This is a genomic window from Cyanobium sp. Tous-M-B4 (genome assembly GCF_024345395.1).
In the GTDB taxonomy this organism is placed as follows: Bacteria; Cyanobacteriota; Cyanobacteriia; order PCC-6307; family Cyanobiaceae; genus Cyanobium_A.
The window spans coordinates 46,071-63,716 of sequence record NZ_JAGQBA010000008.1 but is presented as its reverse complement, the minus strand read 5'-3'; the positions used below and the strand labels follow the sequence as shown (position 1 = coordinate 63,716).

Here is a 17,646-nt window from a genome sequence, read left to right as displayed (position 1 = left end):
ATATGTCACTCTCCGATAATTTCATCAAGCGGCCTGTTCTTACGACCGTTTGCAGCATCCTGATCGTGCTGATGGGAATCATTGCGATCCCCAGTCTGCCAATTGAAAACCTGCCGAATATTGCGCCACCGCTTATTCAGGTGACGTCCAATTACGGCGGGGCTAATTCCATAGTTACTGAACAGGCAGTTACCAACCCGCTCGAGCAGCAGATCAATGGCGTGCCGGGTGCTGCCTACATCTCGTCAACTAGTTCAAACACCGGTCAGAGCATCATTCAGGTTTATTTTGACGAAGGCACTGATATCAACATCGACCAGGTAAACGTTCAAAACCGCGTTTCCCTGGCCATGCCCCAGTTGCCCCAACAGGTCTCGGCAACTGGGGTGTCGGTGATGCAGAGCACACCCTCGATTCTGCTTGCCTATCAGGTCACGTCTAGCCAGGGTCAATTTGATGCTTCCTATATCAATGGCTTGATTTATGAGCAGCTCTACTACCAGCTTGAGCGGGTCCCCGGAGTAGCTCAAGTCAATCTGCTGGGAGGTAGTAACCCCGCCTTCTGGCTGTTTGTTGATCCAAGCAAGCTCATTGCCAACCAGCTGACTGCCGACCAAATCGTCAGTGCGGTTAAGAGTCAAAATAGCATCGCTATTGGTGGCCTGATTGGTGGTCCGCCAGCAGGAGGAGATCAGCTGTTCGCATACCCGATCCTGGTGTCCGACAACGGCAACTTGATGTCGGTAGATCAGCTTAACGACCTGATAGTTGGTAAGTCACCCCAGGGTAATTTGCTGCGACTCCGCGATGTGGGCCAGGCTACCTATGGGTTTAATACCTTTGCTCAGCAGGCGGTGAGTTTCGACGGGTTTCCGTCTATCACCGTTGCGGTGTTCCAAACCCCTGAGAGCAACGCTCTGGATGTATCAGAAGCTGTGGTGGCAGTGATGGATCAATTTACCCAGGCAGCTCCACCGGGGATCGCGGTTAAGCAGATTTACAATATTGGTCAGTTTATTGAGTCTGCGGTTGAGGGTGTAACCGACGCCCTTGGCCTGGCAATTGTGCTGGTACTTGTGATTCTGTTTCTGTTTCTGCAGAATTGGCGAGCCACTGTGGTGCCTAGCCTGGCGATCCCGATCTCACTCATTGGTACTTTCGCCTTCATCAATGCTTTTGGCTTTTCCATAAACCAGCTCACCTTGCTGGGCTTGGTGCTTGCCACTGGCTTGGTGGTGGATGACGCCATCGTGGTAATCGAGGCAGTTTCTAAAAATCTTGAAAGTGGCATGAGTCCACGCAAGGCGGCAATGGCCTGTATGGGTGAGCTAACTGGTGCTCTGATCGCTACATCGCTCGTGCTGATGGCGGTATTTGTGCCAGTAGCTTTTTACCCGGGTGGTATTGGCATCATCTACAAGCAATTCGCCCTCACGATCGCCTTTTCGATCGCCATCTCCACCTTCAATGCCCTGACCTTCTCGCCAATGATGTCGGCCCTGATCCTCAAGTCGGAGCAGCCTCCAAAGCCCAAGGGTTGGGGTTGGACCATCGGTGGTGTGGTGGTGGGCCTGGCCTTCGGGCGCTTCAGCGCCGCATCCTTTGGTGTCGGTGCTTACGTGTTCGGGGTGGTGCTGTTCGGTATCGCCGGCAGCAGGCTTGGCCTAATTTTTGAGCGTTTCAACAGCTTTTTTGCCTGGCTGCAGGGTCGTTATGCCCGTCTGCTGGAGGTATTGATCCGCAAGCGCAAGTTGGTCTTCGCCGGTCTGGCAGGCGGCATCGTGCTGACCGCTCTTGCCTTCTCCGCCCTGCCTTCGGCGTTCATTCCGGAGGAAGATCAGGGATATGGGGTGGGGATTTTCCAGCTACAGAATGGTGCCTCCCTCAGTCTTACCCAGCAGACCGGTCTCGAGATCGCCAAGGTGCTCAAGGAGGAGCCTGACATCACGGCAGCTTCGGTGGTTAGCGGCTACGGCTTCAACGGCTCCAGCCCAGACCAGGGTGTTTTCTTCTTCGGCCTCAAGCCATTGGAGGAGCGCAGCGGAGCTGATCAGAAAGCTCCGGCAATTGTGGAGCGACTCAATGCCAAGCTTTCCAAGATTAGTAGTGGTCTAGTAGTCGCAGCCCAGCCGCCGGCGATTCCTGGTTTTTCGGCCCAGGGTGGCTTCTACTTTCAGTTCAATGACTTAAGTAATGGCGCATACAGCTTTAACCAACTCGACGCATTAGCCCAAAAGCTTGTAGCTGCTGGAACTGCATCCGATCAGTTTTCAAGCCTTTACACCCAGTTCATCCCCAGCGCCCCAGCCTTTGGGCTCAAGATCGATCGCTCGATCATGGGTGCACTGAACATCGACTTTCAGCAGGCAATGCAGACAATTGCCGTGCTCGCAGGTGGCAACTACTCAGGCTTGACCTACGAAAATGGCCAGGTGCGCAATATCTACGTGCAGTCAGAGGCATCCGGCCGTAGCACACTTGAGGATGTGCTCAGTTACTACGTGCGCAATCGCGACAACAAACTAGTGCAGGTCAGTGAGTTTGCCTCGTCGGACCTCACCAGTGCACCTCCGGTGATTAGTCACTACAACCTTTACCGCACTATTTTGGTACAGGGTGCTGAGGCCGTTGGCAAGAGCTCTGGCCAGGCCTTGACGGCTATTCAGCAGATATTTAAGCGGCTCGATTTCAATAATATTGGTTATGCATTCACTGGTCTGGCCTCGCTGCAGCTTTCTGCTGGTAACGCAAGCGTGTTGGTATTTGGTCTGGGCATCCTGATCGTTTATCTGGTGCTTTCGGCCCAGTACGAGAGCTATGTCACGCCGGTAATCATTCTGATGACGGTGCCTCTGGCCATGCTGGGTGCCCTGGTGTTCCTGGCCTTGCGCTCGATCGATCTCAACATCTATGCCCAGGTGGGGCTAGTGACCCTGATCGGTCTGGCGGCCAAGAACGGCATCTTGATTGTGGAGGTGGCCGAACAGCATTTGGAGGAGGGCATGGGCGTCGTCGAGGCGGCTATGGCCGCTGCTGAATCCCGAATGCGGCCGATCCTGATGACGGCCATTGCCTCGTTGGCTGGCTTCCTGCCCTTGGTGGTGGCCACCACGGCCGGTGCCAACAGCCAGCAGTCATTGGGCACGGTGATCTTCGGCGGTCTGCTGGTGGCCACGGTGCTGTCGCTCGGAGTGGTGCCACCTTTTTATGTGCTGATTAAGCAGCTGGAGGCGCGTTGGTTTGGTGAGGGCGGTGGAGGAGCTGAATCCAGAAGCGTTGCTGTTCCTACCATTTCCGGTCCGAATTGATGGCTGCAAATCCTCGTCAGTCAAGGCCTTGGGGATTTGGCCTATTCACGAGGATTGTCTATGTGCATCAGGCTGTTTGTTTAGCATTCTTTGTGGCCGGGTTGCGGCTGCTTCCATCCCAAGGCATCGATGAGCTGGTCCTCCCGCATCTGATGGGAATTGCATTTTCGCTTACGGTTCTGGTCGCCATGTTTGTTGTTACGAGCAAGAAGTCACTGAGGGCTCTTTCCTGGCTTCGAGTGATCTTGTGGCTTGGGGTTGTCAAGATCTTGATTGTTCAATTATGGCTGCTGGCTCAAGGTAAAATAGAATTGATTTCCTATATCCGCGCCATGTTGATCAATGAGCTTGTCGCGATTCCTCTGGCTGTTTACTGGTCGAGGTCTGCCCACTCCAGCTATCTGGCTTCCCTCCGGCTTTCGGCTGGCTCTGCTGCAGATTGATTGGGATCGAATCACGCAGATGCTTGAGATGGTCAGCTGCACATAGTTGAGTTGAAATTAGTTGTGCGGTGCAACGCCAAGCCGGGTGATGCCGAAATAGATCTTGATTTAGAATCAATCTGCTTTTATTCTTTCAGATTGTACGCTCAAGATCATCATTCTCTGGACAAGAAAAATTAATTGAGCGGTGCTCCAGTCGGCCATTAACACCCCGTTGACAGCTTCTCCCGCGCTGAGTAATTGCCAGCTTTTGGCTAGCGTGATATCTCCGTATCCAACTGTTGTGAATGTGATGCCTGAGAAATACAAGCTTGCTTCCAGTCCGTGAATAGCGCCGACGTGGCGATAGACCCATGCCCAGAGGATAATTTCCAGGAACAACGTGGCTGCAGTCATGAGTGCGCCAATGGCAATCAACAGGTGGCGCCCTCCGCCGCTTGTTGAGTACCAGGCGCTCAGACGTTTTGAGTGAACCAGGTCCGCTTGTAAGGACGTCACCAATGTATGGATGAGCGTTGTGGCAATGAACATTCCCAGCACGATGCCCGGGAGGCTGCCGATTTCAGGGCAGCGCGATAGCTGAGGCGTTGTTGGATAGTTGCTTAAGAGCACCCCAGCCGCAGCTGCTCCGACCAGTAGAGCGATCACATGGGGACTCAGCATTAGAGAAATGCTTACCACGCCAATCCAAACTAGTTTCGTTTGTTTGTAACGCTTAGGAGCGGTGTGAATCGGTTGTCTGGGCAACTGGAACCACGGCTCCAGGCTAGTTAGCGCTTTGATGGATTCCGGTTTGCGAATCAACGGCTTTACGCGCTCAATCCAGTCCTTTCGGCTCTCCGATTGCATCTACGTTTCCAGATGCGGGCATGGGTCGAACTGGAGCACGATCACGTGATCAGACGACGCGCCCCAGCTGGTTTACGCGGGCAGCCGTTTTCGGAGGTAAAGCAGGAGACGCCTGCTTGATTCAGGTGATAACCGTTGGCTGCTCCATGCAGGTGCGGCTGCGAATCTCGGCGAGTTGATCGATGGCTGTGATCAGCTCGCCCAGGGCGATTTGGGGATCCTGGCTGAGGTTGCCGCTGGGCGGCACATAGCTCTCTAGATACACCCGTAGGGTTGCCCCCTGGGTGCCAGTGCCTGAAAGGCGCAACACCACCCGGCTGCCGTCATCGAGCAGCAGTCGCAGCCCCTGGCCGGTTGTGAGGGAGCCATCCACCGGGTCGGTGTAGGCGAAGTCGTCGGCGGTGGCGACGCTGCGGCCGGCGAAGGCCTGGCCCACCAACGCGGGCTGCATGGTCTTGACCCGCGCGTAGAGGGCGTGGGCTGCTTCTGAGGGGATCGCCTCATAGTCGTGGCGGGAGTAGTAGTGCCGGCCGAAACGGCTCCAGTGCTCGGCCATGATCCTGCTCACCGGCTCCCGCTTCCTGGCCAGGATCTGCAGCCAGAACAGCACGGCCCAGAGGCCGTCCTTCTCGCGGATGTGGTTGGAACCCGTGCCGAAACTCTCCTCGCCGCACAGGGTAATCCGACCGGCATCAAGCAGGTTGCCAAAGAATTTCCAGCCCGTCGGGGTTTCGAAGCAGGCCAGGCCGAGCTCCTTGGCCACCACATCGGCGGCGGCGCTGGTGGGCATCGAGCGAGCCACACCGGCTAGGCCATCGGCGTAGCCCGGGGCCAAGGTGGCGTTGGCGGTGAGTACCGCCAGGCTGTCGCTTGGGTTCACGAAGCAGCGCGCTCCCAGGACCATGTTGCGGTCGCCGTCGCCATCGCAGGCGGCACCGAATTTGTAGGCATCGCTGCCCATCAGCAGCTCGGCTAGGTCGTGGGCGTAGGTGAGGTTGGGATCGGGGTGGCCGCCGCCAAAATCTTCCAGGGGTATGCCGTTGCGCACCGTGCCCGCGGGAGCGCCAAGCAATTCTTCGAAGATGCGGCTGGCGTAGGGGCCGGTCACTGCGTGCATGGCGTCGAAGGCCATCGGGAAGTCGCCCCGCAGCAGATCGCCGATCTGGTCGAAGTCGAACAGGCGCTGCATCAGCACCACGTAGTCTTCGACGCCATCGATAACCTCAACCTGCAGCTCTCCGATGCTGCTGCGGCCAGGGGCCGAGAGGTCGGGATCGCTGCCGCCTGCGCAGATCCGATAGCCGCCTAGTTCCAAGGTGGCGGCGTAAATCGCGTCGGTGATCGATTCCGGGGTGGGGCCGCCGTTGGCGCCGTTGATTTTGACGCCGAAATCGCCATCGGGGCCGCCGGGGTTGTGGCTGGCCGAGAGGATCACCCCGCCCACGGCGCCGTGTTGGCGGATCAGGTGGGAAGCGGCCGGAGTGGAGAGGATGCCGCCGGTGGTGGTAATCAGCCGGGTCACGCCATGGGCGGCGGCCATGCGGGCGATCACGCTGATGGCTGCGCGGTTGCCGTAGCGACCGTCACCTCCCACCACCAAGGTGCCGCCGGCCACGCCTGGCAGCACCTGCAGGCTCGCTTCGATGAAGCTCTCCAGGTAGTGGGGGGTCTGGAATTGGCGGCTGCTTTTGCGTAGGCCTGAGGTGCCGGGCTTCTGGTCGGTGAAAGGCTGGGCCAGGGAAATCTGCCGAATGCTCACGGGATTACTGCTGATCATCGGCCGAATCCACGGAGGCACTGGGGCACCAAATTAGCCTTGGCTTGTCACCCTTACAGAACTGACTAGCTTCCAAGGGAAGGCAGTTGAATAGGGAGAGGGGCATTGGCCGAAAGCAGGTTTGCCAGCGGGCACATTTGGAGAGTGGCTTGCTTGGCTGGCTTGGCACTAACGGCGAGCTCCTTGGCGGCCACAGAAGCCGGCAGGGCGGCAGTGATGGGGGGAGCCCGCGCTCTCCCTTTGGGAGAGGCAGTTCAGCGCAGTCGTTTGGCAGCTGAAGCCGTGATCCATCGCCGCGGCAAGGAAACCTGCCTGCGCGGCAAGCTCACCAATGCCTTACTGGGCCTTTCTGCCAGCTGTGAAGTTGCCGCTCAGAAGGATGGTCTCTGTGCCCTAGCCGATCAGGCGGTGGTGCAGGTTGGCTGGTCGCTGGCGTTTATGAACAGCACTGCCCAGCAGGTGCTGGACCTGATCGAGAGCCAGGCGGCGTCAGGATCAGGAGCCCGGAATTAGGCCAAACCCGCCCTTTTTCTCCTGGGGTTTGCTGTCGGTTTTGCTCGGGGCGACCGAGCGGGTCTGCTGCTTGCAGAAGGGGATCAGGTCCTGGCCGGCTCTGTTAAGAGCCTCACGCCGCTCAAAAGTGTTGGTGGCAGCTGGTTTGGCCCGTTCGCGGATCGTCCAGATGGTGTCCTTGCAATTGGCGCCTAGGCGGGGGTGATCCAGCAGCGGATCGGCCATGGTGCGTGCTTTGCCGCAGGCTTCAATCGTGTTGTCTCTGCCGCAGTCGAAGGTGTGGAGCTGGAGCTCGCGCAACAGTTCCATGGAGGGGTAGGGCGGGTCCTTGGGTGCTGCCTGTAGAGGGGCAGCCAGCAGGGCGATCAGGCCAAGGGCAAGTGCTGGATCAATCCGAGGCGCGGCCATGGTTCCACCGGGGTGGCCCCCATCATGGCGGTCCTGGCAGCGGGGCTAGTCCCTGGCGCAGCGATTGTTGCTGCTGGCTCCAGTGGGCAGCGATTGCCGGGCCCACCAGGGGGGCGGCGATCGCCAGAGCCCCCCGCAACCAACCCTGCTGCCGCAACTGCTCTCCCCGGGCGGCTTCGGCGGCCTGCAGGGTTTGCATATCTGTGATTTCGGGCCGCCGCTCCGCCTCAATTTGGACGGCCACCCCGTCAAGGGCAGCGCCGCTGCAGCCACTGCTGAGCAGCGGCAACAACCGCCTGGCGGCCACCCAGGCATCACGCAGGGCCATGTTGATGCCCTGGGCGCGCACGGGTCCCATCGGGTGGGCCGCATCGCCAAGCAGCAGCAGGCCCGGTTGGCACCAGCGATCCGCTAGCCCCACCTGCACCGTCAGCCGGCTGGGCGGGCCCAATCCGCCGCTCCACTCCCGTAGCCAGGCCGCCAGCTGCGGCGGACTCAAGGCTGCCATCCGCTCGATCCAGCCTTCTCTACTGAGCTCGGGTGTGGCTTGAGACTTGCCCATAACCCAGCCCAGCTGCAAGCCGCCGCTGGCGCTTTCGAAAGCGCTGAAAACCCCCTCGGGACCCACCAGGGTGGTGAAGGAGCCAGCCAAGGGCGAGGCCGCGGGACTGGCCAGTTGAAACCAGAGCAAGTCGATCGGGCTGGGGCTGCTCTGCAGCGTTAGCCCTGCCTTCTGGCGCACCAGGGAGCCCCGGCCATCGCAGCCGACGACAAGGTCGGCAGGCAGCTGACGGCCATCGCGCAGTTGCACCCCCGCCACCCGCTCCTGCTGCCAGAGCAGGTCGACCACCGGTTGCCCGCGCTCAATCGCAAAGGAGGGGTAGGTGCCGGCAAGTTTCAGCAGGGCCTCCAGCAGGGCCGGCTGGCTCACCAGGGTGCAGGGTCGGCTGGGATCGCCGCCGAGGGGCTCGGTGGCGGTGAATAGCTCCTGGCCATTCACCACGAAGCGCCATCCCACCAGGGGCCGGTGGGGCAGGCCTGGAATCAGCTCGAGTAGCCCCATGGCCGCCAGGGCCTCTAGCCCTGAGGGCATCAGCGCTTCGCCGCGGAATTGACGCTCCAGGCTGGTGCCGGCCTCAACCAGGGTTACGGCCACACCGCCACGGGCTAGCAGTAGGGCCAAGCTGGCGCCAGCCGGTCCGGCACCCACTACCACCACCTTGGGGCGGTGGTTCAAGGGGCTACTCAAACGAAGGAGTTGTAGTTGCGAGTGCCGCCGCTAACCGGGTCGACATGGCCCATCAACTGACTTTTCTTGCTAAGCAAATACTCCACGAGCTCCTGCTGCACGGCCAGCAGTTCGTTGGTGCAGCCGCGGAATGCGGCCCGGTGGCGGATTTCATCGTGCCGGGTGTGGAGGTCGCGCAGCATCAGCTGGATGGCATCCAGGGTGGCTGAGGTGTTGCGGGAGGCCGGCTGGTGATCCATGGCCGCGAGATAAGGAAGACGTTCAGCGTAGGGGGCGTTCCCGAAGATCAGCAGTCACCAAACAAGGTGCTGGACACCTGATGGAATGTTTCAAAGGTGTCCTGGTTGTCCAGCCCGCTAACCGCTAGGGAAACTGTCTGCTGCTGCGGATTGCATTCAACCGCCAGGCTCACTGCCCTGGCGCCATGGTCGGCGTGGAAAGCGGCGCTCTGGCCGTCAACGGCATAGAGGGTTTCGGGGGCGTGGGTAAAACCGAGCTGGTTGGCCAGCACGCTGATCCCCGCTATTGACTCGCTGAGGCTGCCCTCGCTGCGAATGGCCGTGGTGTAGACCACCGGCGCGGCTGGGGTTGAGTCTTCTGCGGGCAGGATTAAGGAGCCGGCTAGGGATTTGATCAGGCTTCCGGTTTTGCCCAAGCCGCCGCTTTTTGGCATGGTCTTACTCCTCTCGCCAGAGTGGTTGCTGTGCGCTGAGCGTAGGGGTTGATCACCAGATGTGGTGTTTGGTGCTTGTACGGGCACCATTGGTGTGGCCTGAATTACGGCGGCCAGTCCTGGTCAGCTGCGCTGCACCCCGCTGCCGCAACGCACCTGCTGCCGTTCCTGTTTGCGCTGCAGCCGGGGGGTGATGCCGAGCTCGGCCCCCTTCCAGAGCCGGTTCATTTCAGTGGTGAAGTGTTCGGCCAGCTGGGGGGAGTCGAGCACCAGCAGGGTTTCGTCGTTTTGATGAGCTGCGCTGGGGCTCCAGTTGAAAGAGCCGGTGACCACGGTGCGGTGGTCGATCACAGCCAGTTTGTGGTGGAGTTTGTCGCCGCTGGCCAGGCGTGGTGTGCCCACACTCTCCAGGGGGCGCTGCCAGGGGCGGTTCGCCGCCTCCAGGCCGCAGCGGTGGTCGGGCAGCTTGGTGCCGAGAAGATCGAGCACTTCACTGAAGGCTCGGTTGGCGAAGCCGGGATCGGCCAGTAGGCGGATGTTGACGCCCTGCTGCTGCAGGTTCTCCATCGCATTAACCAGTCCCTGATCCGAGAACACGAACAGGGCCAGATCGAGTTGCTTGCGGCTGCCTGCGAGCAGCTTCTCCAACATCAGCAGGCCCTGGTGGGGATCGCTGCGGCGGTGGGGGGCGAACAGCACCGTCACCGGCGTTGACTCCACCAGCAGCTGTTGGGGAGCTCCGCCGCCCTTGCCCAGTCCAAAGCGGCTGTCGGGCTGGCCGCCGGGGCCGTCGCCCCACATCCGCTCAAACTCGGCCACAAAGGTGTTAGCCAGCTCACGGCTGCGCAGACGCAGCAGGTGGTTGACGTTGCCGCGGCTACGGTCTGCACCCGGATCGCCGTGGATGCAGGAGGGGGTGAAATTGGCTGAGCCGGTCACCACCACGGCCCTGTCCACCACCATGAACTTGTGGTGCATCAGGCCACTGCCAGCGCTCCCATCGGCGGTGTCATCGATCAGGGGCACGCCGGCCCGCTGCAGAATCGCCACAGCATCCCCCCAACCGAGGGCCTTGAGCTGCTCATGGCGGGTGCGCTGGTGTGGAGCCAGATCGGCCGGATGCTCTTCGCTCCAGGGGCTGCTGTAGGTGTTTTCCAGCACCACCTTCACCGTCAGCCCCTCGCGGTGCTTAGCCGCCAGCGCTTCGGCCAGCTTCGGCAGAGACAGCTCCTGCACCGCTACCAGGATTTCCCGCCGCGCCGACTGAATACTGGCCAGAACGAAAGCCTCGAGATCGTCGCCCTGACGCCATTGACCGTTGATCGGGCTGCGGTAGCGGCTGGTTTCGGCGTGGTTGAAGGCCAGCTCAATCCCCTTGGGCAGGGGCTTGGGCCTGGCTGACTGGCCCAGTAGCTGGGCGTCAGCGCTGCAGCCAGCTAAAGCCAAGGCCACAAGGCTTGCCCAGGCGAAGGGGTGGCGCGGCAAAAGGTTGGCCATGGCAGTCCTGGGCGGTTGAACCCAGGGTTCCCACATCGGATCAAGCCCAGGCTTTATCTAGTGGTGGCCGGGCATCTCGGCGGTGCGCAGCATCACCACAAACCAAGCTGTACCAATCAACACGGCGCTAAGCATGGCGGCTGGCAGACCGAAGCGCACCAACACAACCGGCACAATCAGCGGAAAGGCCAGGGCTCCCGCCATCGGCGTGAGGGCTACGGCAGAGCGCTTCAGTGCCAAGGATCGATTTAGAACCATTCGCTTACGGCCTTTTCGGCTGGGTTGCTGTTGTCCTCAGGGGTGGAGCGGCTGAATTCCAGGGTGATGTTGCGCTTCTGCTCGCCATCGGCGGCGACCGCTTCGATCGGATACACCTGCTGACCATCGCGGAAGGGCACTTGCACTCGGAAGGTGCCATCGGCGGAAAGGGGCACCTCCTCACCGCCAATGGTGAGGCGGGCAGCGGGATCGGTGGCACCGTACACAATCAGCTCAGCATCAGCCACAAGCCAGAACGAGCGTTGACGGGAAGCGACCCCGCCGATGCCGGAGGCGTTGCGGCCACTGGCCCAGATGCCGGCACCAGAGGTGTTCAGTTCACTGGTGTCTAGGCCGGCTGCCTCAAGTTCATGGAAAGCCTCAGAACCCCTGCCAAGACGGCGCCAGCGGGCTGTAGCTGTTTGATAAAGGCGTTCGTGCAGCCCTGCATCGGCTGGCTCCACCGGCGTCGGCAGGATGGCTGGAGCCGTGTCCAGCGAAAAGGGCACGAACTGATCGAGTATTTGCTCGCTGGGGTGCTGGGCTGGTACCCGTGCCACTGAAGAGAAGGCCAGGGATATCCAGCCGCCGCTGCCTTTGCGGTAGCCGAGTTCCACCCGGTAATCCCGATCGCACAGGGGCACGGGCAAATACCACTCGGTGGCATGGCTGTCGACCACCACTTCCTGCAGGGTGTGGGGGTGAGCCGAGCCGCCGGGCAGGCCAGTTACGTCGGCTACTCGCAGGCAAAGCTGGGAGGCACCAGCTGCGAGGGCTGAGGCCCGATCGCTTTCGGAGATATCCCAGAACACGTAGGCCCACTGGGGATCGCGGGGCAGAAATACGACACTGGTATTTGCTGAGCTGGGGCGGGGAGCTGGGGGTAGCTCTGCTTCGATTGCCTTAAGGCTGATAGGCGTGTCCTCCTCATCCTGGCGAACATTGATGGCCGCCAGGAGTTCATCCTTGGACTTACGGCTGTACAAGCTCACCCCAAGGTCGCTGGCGACCTGGCGCAGCTGACGCAAAGTCATGCGTGCCAATGCGGTAAGTGCCTGGGTCACAGCGACAGATTTCTTTTGGGATCAGTGTGGATGAGTTTCTCCTGGCTCGGGTAGCTCGATCTGGAGCCGTCAGTAGATGCTGACGGCCTGGGTGCTGATGGCCCATAAAAAAGGGCGGCCTTTTGACCGCCCGTGGTTTTAGTTGGAGACTGGCTTCAGCGGCCGATGCTGCGGTAAGGAACCTTGGACAGATAGTCCATGCTGACGCTGCCGGATGCACCGCCTTGGCTGCGCATGGCAGGCAGATTGCGCACCCAGGGGAGGTAGTCCTCGGGGAAGCCGCCACGGCGCTGACGGGAGCGAGCGGGGATTGTTTTGGCGGTGCCGGTGTACACAACCTGGGGGAAGCCCAAGATGCCGCGGTAGTAGGCCTCGTACCGCGGAGTGGTGATGTTGAAGGGGGTTTCGCCCAGATCCCGGGAGCCCACCACGCGGTTGCGGTGGAAGGGAACGGTGTCGTAACCGAAGGCATCCAGGTATTCCTGGCCGTTGAGGATGTCGTCAACCATGCCCCTGACCCCGCGGGTCATCAGCACGGCCGACCAGGCGATCTCCTCAGACCTGCCGTGGGTGGGGCGACCCAGAAGCTTTTCCACCAGGTGGCGCACCACCCGATAGTTGCTGTTCAGGTTGTAGAAGCTGCGGGTGAAAGTGTCTGAGAGACACAAAGAGCGAATGAACTCCCGCACCGTGATCTGACCGTCCCGCAGCTGGCTCTCCAGGGTGCGGTCGCGGTCGACCTTGAAGGCGTGAAAGAAAATCTGGCGGTAAGCCGCCTCAATCACGAAGTTTTGGTCTTCGCGGTCCATGGCCTTGTCCATGGACACGGCTTTGGGATCCTCATCCGAACCCACCCGAAGCGGGGCAACCCGCGAGTTTTGGGTAGTGGGCGCGTACTTCAGGAGGGGCAGGGCCACACGACTTCATCATCCGTCGTTGCGGATCGTAGAAGTGCAGCTGCGGCCGGGTTCGGCTGGCCGAGACAGGGCTCACAGTCCGTAACGTTCGTCACCATCCCAGGGGAGACAGGGGCTGCTCGGAAACGGGCTCTTGAGCTGGGGTTGTGGCCCCAGGCTCCGGGCTGTCTAGCAGCCGTGTTTCGACGCAGAAGGACGCCGTATTGGAGAGGCCTTCCACCGTGCTGGTGCGCAGGCGCACGTTGGGGCCGGCAAAGCTGAATCGCTCCAGGCTGGCCATGGTTTCGTAGCTGGTGGTGAGCAGTAGCCCATCGCGCTCGTCCATGGCGAAATGGCCTGCCACGGGGGCGGTTTCGGCATAGCCACGGTCGCGCAGCAGCAGGCCGGACCGGCCGAGCTCATCGGTGGGGATCAAGCCGAAAACGCTTTCCCCTTCGTGGGCTTCTCCGGCCTTATCCCACGCCATTGAGGCGTTCCAGGTCACCCGGCAGCCCCCAACAAGGCCGGCGGGATCTTCGCCGTGGAGCTCGGCGATGGCGATTAGGCGGGGATCGGCTGCCGCGATCTCCACCACCTCAATGAAGGAGCCTCCCGCCTCAGCTCGCCGGTGCAGCAGGTGATGGCTGCTGCGCTGGGAGTGCCAGCGACCGCAGCTAAGGCGGAAAAAGCTGAGGGCGTCGGCGATCGACTCGGATTGGATTTCGCTCACTGGCGTGATGTGGCTATGAATGTGGCTGTGGCTGTGGCGATGATCGCAAGCCGCGATGAGGTCGCCCAGCTCTAGGGCCAATGGTGCCCGGCCCAGGCTGGTGGCCAGTTGCTGCAGCTGCCTGCCCGCTGCTTCTAACTGCTCCACCAGGACTGCCTGGAAGCAGGGAGCGTCGGTGAGCGCGGGCTGCTGGCTGGCCCAGGCGCAAATCGCGTCATGGCCTGGGAGTGCCCCCGCGGGCTGGTGAGTTGCAACCGCCTGCAGGCTGCGCAGGCTATGGGCCAGAAGGCGCAGGTGGTGCCGCTCCAAGGCAGGCAGGAGGGTGGCCTCCAGCTCCGCCAGTTCCGCTGCTGAAAGCGGACTTTGGGCTTGGGGTGGCGGGGCTTCAGTCGTCACGGCAGGGCGTCAGGCGAAAGCCGCAAGAGTGACCCTTCTCCAGGCGCCATTGCACCCGATCCACCTGGCAGTCGGGAAAGGTGTGGCGAATTAGCTGCAGCTCTTGGTCGCAGATGCAAGGAAATTGCTCGGCGATGCGCATCACGGAACAGTGAAATTCACTGAGCATCCAGGCTTGAGGGTCGCCGGCATCTTGAGAACATTCCGCCAGATAGCCCTCCTGCCGGCGTAGATCCACCAGTTGCTCCAGCCGCTCTTGAAGCGAGCCGGCGCCGATGCGGTGGCGGTAGGCGTCAGCTTGCTGAATGGCTTGTTGCTCTAGGAGTCCGTGCAGGGTTTCCGGTGGCAGGTTGCCAGCCAGAGATTGCAGCAGGCCGAGGGCGAAATGGTCGCTGCCATCGGGAAATTGCCCTTGGCCTTTGGCGGTAAGGCGCCAGTGATTACTGGGCCTGCCCGGACCCTCCGCCGCTGGACTGGCCTCGACCAGACCATCATCTTCCAAGCCACGCAGATGGCGACGCACAACCTGCACCGACATCGCCAGATGAGCGGCTAGGGCGCTAGCGGTGGCCTCTCCATGCCTAACCAGCAAGGTGAGGACCGTATCCCGAGTGGATGCCGGATCGGCGTGCTGGGGAATGATTTGGGGAATGGCGCTCACGGCAAAGGCCGGTTGAGACAACGATGCCACGACTGGCGGGAGGTTGGGGATTGGGCCCCGCTCCCGGCCGTGGTGTCTTAGGCTCAACCACTATCGAAACAACTTGGTTTCGTAATGGTCTGCCGGCAAATCCACTTGCTGGTTGCCGATGGCGTCACATTTCGAGGCGCTGATTGACTACTGCCTTCTGATCACCTTCCCTTTCGAGCCATGTCCGACACTCCGGCCAGTTCGACCGCTGAGAGCCCCGCAGGGAGTTCGCCGGCGCATTCCGACAGCTTGGAGGTGATTCGAAAGTTTGCCGAAACCTACGCGCAGCGCACTGGTACTTATTTTTGTAGTGATCCTGGTGTGACCGCGGTTGTGCTTGCTGGCCTGGCCAAGCACAAAGATGAGCTTGGTGGTGCCCTATGCCCCTGCCGCCATTACGAGGACAAGCAGGCCGAGGTTTCCCAAGCCTTTTGGAACTGCCCTTGCGTGCCCATGCGGGAGCGTAAAGAGTGCCACTGCATGCTGTTTCTCACCGAGGACAATGCTTTCCGCGGTGACCAGCAGACAATTTCCTTAGACGAAGTTAAAGCCCTTACTGCCAGCTGATTCGGTTTACCTCGATGAGTACTGCAACCGTTGGCGATCTAGTTTCACAGCCGTATAAGCACGGTTTCGTCACTGATATTGAAACTGAAAAGATCGCCAAGGGTCTGAGTGAAGACGTTGTGCGTCTGATCTCTTCGAAGAAAAATGAGCCGGAGTTTTTATTGGCTTTTCGGCTACGGGCCTACCGCCAATGGCTGCAGATGCAGTCGCCAGATTGGGCCGCACTGGGGTACCCGCAGATTGATTATCAAAACATCATCTACTACGCAGCTCCTAAGCAGCAGGAGAAAAAAGCCAGCCTTGATGAGGTCGATCCCAAGCTGCTGGAAACATTTGAAAAGCTTGGCATCCCCCTGAGCGAGCAGAAGCGCCTATCGAATGTGGCGGTTGACGCCGTTTTTGACAGTGTCTCAATCGCCACCACCTATCGCGAAAAGCTGGCTGAGCACGGCGTTGTTTTTTGCTCTATCAGTGAGGCTGTAAAGGAGTATCCAGGTTTGGTAGAGAAATATCTTGGCACAGTTGTTCCCAGTAATGACAACTATTTTGCGGCCCTGAATTCTGCGGTTTTCAGCGACGGTTCTTTTGTTTTTATTCCCAAGGGTGTGGCATGCCCAATGGAGCTGTCAACATATTTCCGGATTAATTCCGCTGATACGGGCCAGTTTGAGCGTACTTTGATAATTGCCGAAGAGGGTGCTTCGGTTAGTTATTTAGAGGGTTGCACGGCCCCGATGTTTGATACCAATCAACTCCATGCGGCCGTTGTGGAGTTGGTGGTGCTCGATGATGCTTCTATTAAGTACTCAACGGTTCAGAACTGGTACGCCGGTGACGAGCATGGCGTAGGTGGAATATATAACTTCGTGACAAAGCGCGGTCAGTGCCGAGGTGACCGCAGCCGCATTAGTTGGACTCAGGTGGAAACTGGATCGGCAATTACCTGGAAGTATCCCAGCTGTGTATTGCAGGGCGCCGATTCGGTGGGCGAGTTCTATTCGGTTGCCCTTACTAATAACTATCAGCAGGCCGATACTGGCACCAAGATGATTCACGTTGGCCCGAGGACCCGTTCAACCATTGTCAGTAAGGGCATTAGCGCTGGTCATTCTTCTAATAGCTATCGAGGCCTTGTTCAGATAGGCCCTAAAGCGGTAGGCGCTAAGAATTACAGTCAGTGCGATTCGATGTTAATTGGCGATCAAGCTGGCGCCAATACCTATCCTTATATCCGCTCTCAGCAACCAGATGCTGCAGTGGAGCATGAGGCAAGCACTTGCCGCATCTCTGCAGATCAACTCTTTTACCTGCAAAGCCGGGGCATTGGTTTTGAGGAGGCGGTTTCGATGATGGTCAGTGGTTTTTGCCGTGATGTGTTTAATCAATTGCCCATGGAATTTGCTGCTGAGGCAGACAAATTGCTTGCCCTCAAGCTCGAGGGATCCGTCGGCTGAGCCGCGCCGATCTGTTTTATCTGTCCGTTCCCCCTTTCCCGCCTTTCCTTACCTGCTGTGATTCGCCCAGACGCCTCGATACTGCTCGAAATTCGTGACCTGCACGCACGGGTTGAGGAGCAGCCAATCCTTAAAGGGGTGAACCTCACTATCCGAGCTGGTGAGATCCACGCAGTGATGGGGCGTAATGGCAGCGGTAAAAGCACACTTTCCAAAGTGCTGGCCGGCCATCCCGCCTACACGGTCACAGCCGGTTCGGTTTCATATATGGGTGCAGATCTACTTGAGCTACCGCCAGAACAGCGTTCCCGCTTAGGATTGTTTCTGGGATTTCAATACCCGGTGGAGATCCCGGGGGTTAGCAACCTTGAATTCCTACGGGTGTCCACTAACGCGCGCCGCGCTCAAAGGGGTGAGGAGGAGCTGGACACCTTTGCTTTCGAAGACCTCGTGCGTGAGCGCCTCAAAGTGGTGCAGATGGATCCGGCCTTTTTAGATCGCAGTGTCAACGAAGGCTTCTCCGGTGGCGAGAAAAAGCGCAACGAGATCTTGCAGATGGCGCTACTTGAGCCGTTGGTGGCGATCCTCGATGAAACCGATTCAGGCCTTGATATCGATGCCCTACGCATCGTGGCCGATGGGGTCAATCAACTCGCAAGCCTGGAAAATGCCACCTTGCTGATTACCCACTACCAACGCCTGCTGGATCTGATCACCCCCGATTACGTCCATGTGATGGCGGCTGGCCGGATCCTGCGCACCGGAGGCAAGGAGCTGGCCTTGGAGCTTGAGCGCGCTGGTTACGAATGGGTGGATCAGGAGCTGGCCAGCCTGGGCCGGGAACCTGCGGAGGTGCTGTGATGGCAGCTGCGG

The 17,646-nt window shown here is 59.8% G+C and carries 18 protein-coding genes; 6 read left to right on the top strand and 12 right to left on the bottom strand.

Annotated elements, in window-relative coordinates; translation table 11 throughout:
- The first annotated feature begins 2 nt into the window (after positions 1–2).
- Positions 3–3,308, top strand: a complete 3,306-nt coding sequence (locus KBY73_RS14315) for an efflux RND transporter permease subunit (RefSeq protein WP_254937733.1) — start codon at positions 3–5, stop codon at positions 3,306–3,308.
- Positions 3,308–3,751 carry a hypothetical protein gene (locus KBY73_RS14310; protein ID WP_254937732.1) on the top strand — a complete coding sequence of 148 codons (444 nt, stop codon included), beginning with the start codon at positions 3,308–3,310 and terminating at the stop codon, positions 3,749–3,751. The genes KBY73_RS14315 and KBY73_RS14310 overlap by 1 nt, the downstream gene beginning before the upstream one ends.
- Positions 3,752–3,865: 114 nt before the next feature.
- Here the strand turns inward: KBY73_RS14310 and KBY73_RS14305 are convergent, their stop codons facing one another.
- Both KBY73_RS14305 and KBY73_RS14300 read right to left on the bottom strand, forming a co-directional pair.
- Positions 3,866–4,555: a potassium channel family protein gene (locus KBY73_RS14305; RefSeq protein WP_254937731.1), complete on the bottom strand. Its 690-nt coding sequence runs from the start codon at positions 4,553–4,555 to the stop codon at positions 3,866–3,868.
- Between the two features lie 166 nt (positions 4,556–4,721).
- Positions 4,722–6,377 carry an alpha-D-glucose phosphate-specific phosphoglucomutase gene (locus tag KBY73_RS14300; protein ID WP_254937730.1) on the bottom strand — a complete coding sequence of 552 codons (1,656 nt, stop codon included), beginning with the start codon at positions 6,375–6,377 and terminating at the stop codon, positions 4,722–4,724.
- A gap of 162 nt (positions 6,378–6,539) precedes the next feature.
- Between KBY73_RS14300 and KBY73_RS14295 the strand changes: the two genes are divergently transcribed.
- Complete coding sequence (locus tag KBY73_RS14295; protein ID WP_254937729.1) at positions 6,540–6,890, top strand: hypothetical protein; 351 nt, start codon at positions 6,540–6,542, stop codon at positions 6,888–6,890.
- On the opposite strand, the gene KBY73_RS14290 is transcribed toward KBY73_RS14295, so the two are convergent.
- The 10 genes from KBY73_RS14290 to sufR form a co-directional block, all read right to left on the bottom strand.
- Entirely contained in the window at positions 6,873–7,298 is a 426-nt protein-coding gene (locus KBY73_RS14290; protein WP_254937728.1) for a hypothetical protein, read from the bottom strand. The two genes, KBY73_RS14295 and KBY73_RS14290, sit on opposite strands and share 18 nt — an antisense overlap.
- 22 nt (positions 7,299–7,320) lie before the next feature.
- Positions 7,321–8,535, bottom strand: coding sequence for an FAD-dependent monooxygenase (locus KBY73_RS14285; RefSeq protein WP_254937727.1), 1,215 nt, complete (start codon positions 8,533–8,535; stop codon positions 7,321–7,323).
- Between the two features lie 8 nt (positions 8,536–8,543).
- The gene (locus KBY73_RS14280; RefSeq protein WP_254929606.1) at positions 8,544–8,786 is read right to left on the bottom strand and encodes a hypothetical protein; all 243 of its coding nucleotides are present in this window, start codon (positions 8,784–8,786) and stop codon (positions 8,544–8,546) included.
- A gap of 47 nt (positions 8,787–8,833) precedes the next feature.
- On the bottom strand, positions 8,834–9,220 hold the full coding sequence (locus KBY73_RS14275) for a hypothetical protein (RefSeq protein WP_254937726.1): 387 nt from the start codon (positions 9,218–9,220) through the stop codon (positions 8,834–8,836).
- 123 nt (positions 9,221–9,343) lie between these two features.
- Positions 9,344–10,717, bottom strand: coding sequence for a phosphatidylserine/phosphatidylglycerophosphate/cardiolipin synthase family protein (locus tag KBY73_RS14270; protein ID WP_254937725.1), 1,374 nt, complete (start codon positions 10,715–10,717; stop codon positions 9,344–9,346).
- A 57-nt stretch (positions 10,718–10,774) separates the two neighbouring features.
- Entirely contained in the window at positions 10,775–10,957 is a 183-nt protein-coding gene (locus tag KBY73_RS14265; RefSeq protein WP_254937765.1) for a hypothetical protein, read from the bottom strand.
- A gap of 8 nt (positions 10,958–10,965) precedes the next feature.
- A complete protein-coding gene (locus KBY73_RS14260) occupies positions 10,966–12,009 on the bottom strand; it encodes a DUF4912 domain-containing protein (protein WP_254937724.1) in 1,044 nt (347 codons plus the stop codon).
- A gap of 185 nt (positions 12,010–12,194) precedes the next feature.
- Positions 12,195–12,956: a phycobilisome rod-core linker polypeptide gene (locus tag KBY73_RS14255; RefSeq protein WP_254937723.1), complete on the bottom strand. Its 762-nt coding sequence runs from the start codon at positions 12,954–12,956 to the stop codon at positions 12,195–12,197.
- Positions 12,957–13,047: 91 nt separating this feature from the next.
- Positions 13,048–13,665: a phycobiliprotein lyase gene (locus KBY73_RS14250; RefSeq protein ID WP_396097216.1), complete on the bottom strand. Its 618-nt coding sequence runs from the start codon at positions 13,663–13,665 to the stop codon at positions 13,048–13,050.
- A gap of 385 nt (positions 13,666–14,050) precedes the next feature.
- A complete protein-coding gene (gene sufR / locus KBY73_RS14245) occupies positions 14,051–14,722 on the bottom strand; it encodes an iron-sulfur cluster biosynthesis transcriptional regulator SufR (protein ID WP_254937722.1) in 672 nt (223 codons plus the stop codon).
- Between the two features lie 210 nt (positions 14,723–14,932).
- Here sufR and KBY73_RS14240 point away from each other — a divergent pair, with 210 nt between their 5' ends.
- Genes KBY73_RS14240 through sufC form a run of 3 tightly spaced genes read left to right on the top strand, consistent with a single transcriptional unit; the run spans position 14,933 to position 17,634 of the window.
- Entirely contained in the window at positions 14,933–15,319 is a 387-nt protein-coding gene (locus tag KBY73_RS14240; protein ID WP_254937721.1) for a ferredoxin-thioredoxin reductase catalytic domain-containing protein, read from the top strand.
- A gap of 14 nt (positions 15,320–15,333) precedes the next feature.
- The gene (gene sufB / locus KBY73_RS14235) at positions 15,334–16,773 is read left to right on the top strand and encodes a Fe-S cluster assembly protein SufB (protein WP_254937720.1); all 1,440 of its coding nucleotides are present in this window, start codon (positions 15,334–15,336) and stop codon (positions 16,771–16,773) included.
- Between the two features lie 57 nt (positions 16,774–16,830).
- Entirely contained in the window at positions 16,831–17,634 is an 804-nt protein-coding gene (gene sufC / locus KBY73_RS14230) for a Fe-S cluster assembly ATPase SufC (RefSeq protein ID WP_254937719.1), read from the top strand.
- Positions 17,635–17,646: the final 12 nt, after the last annotated feature.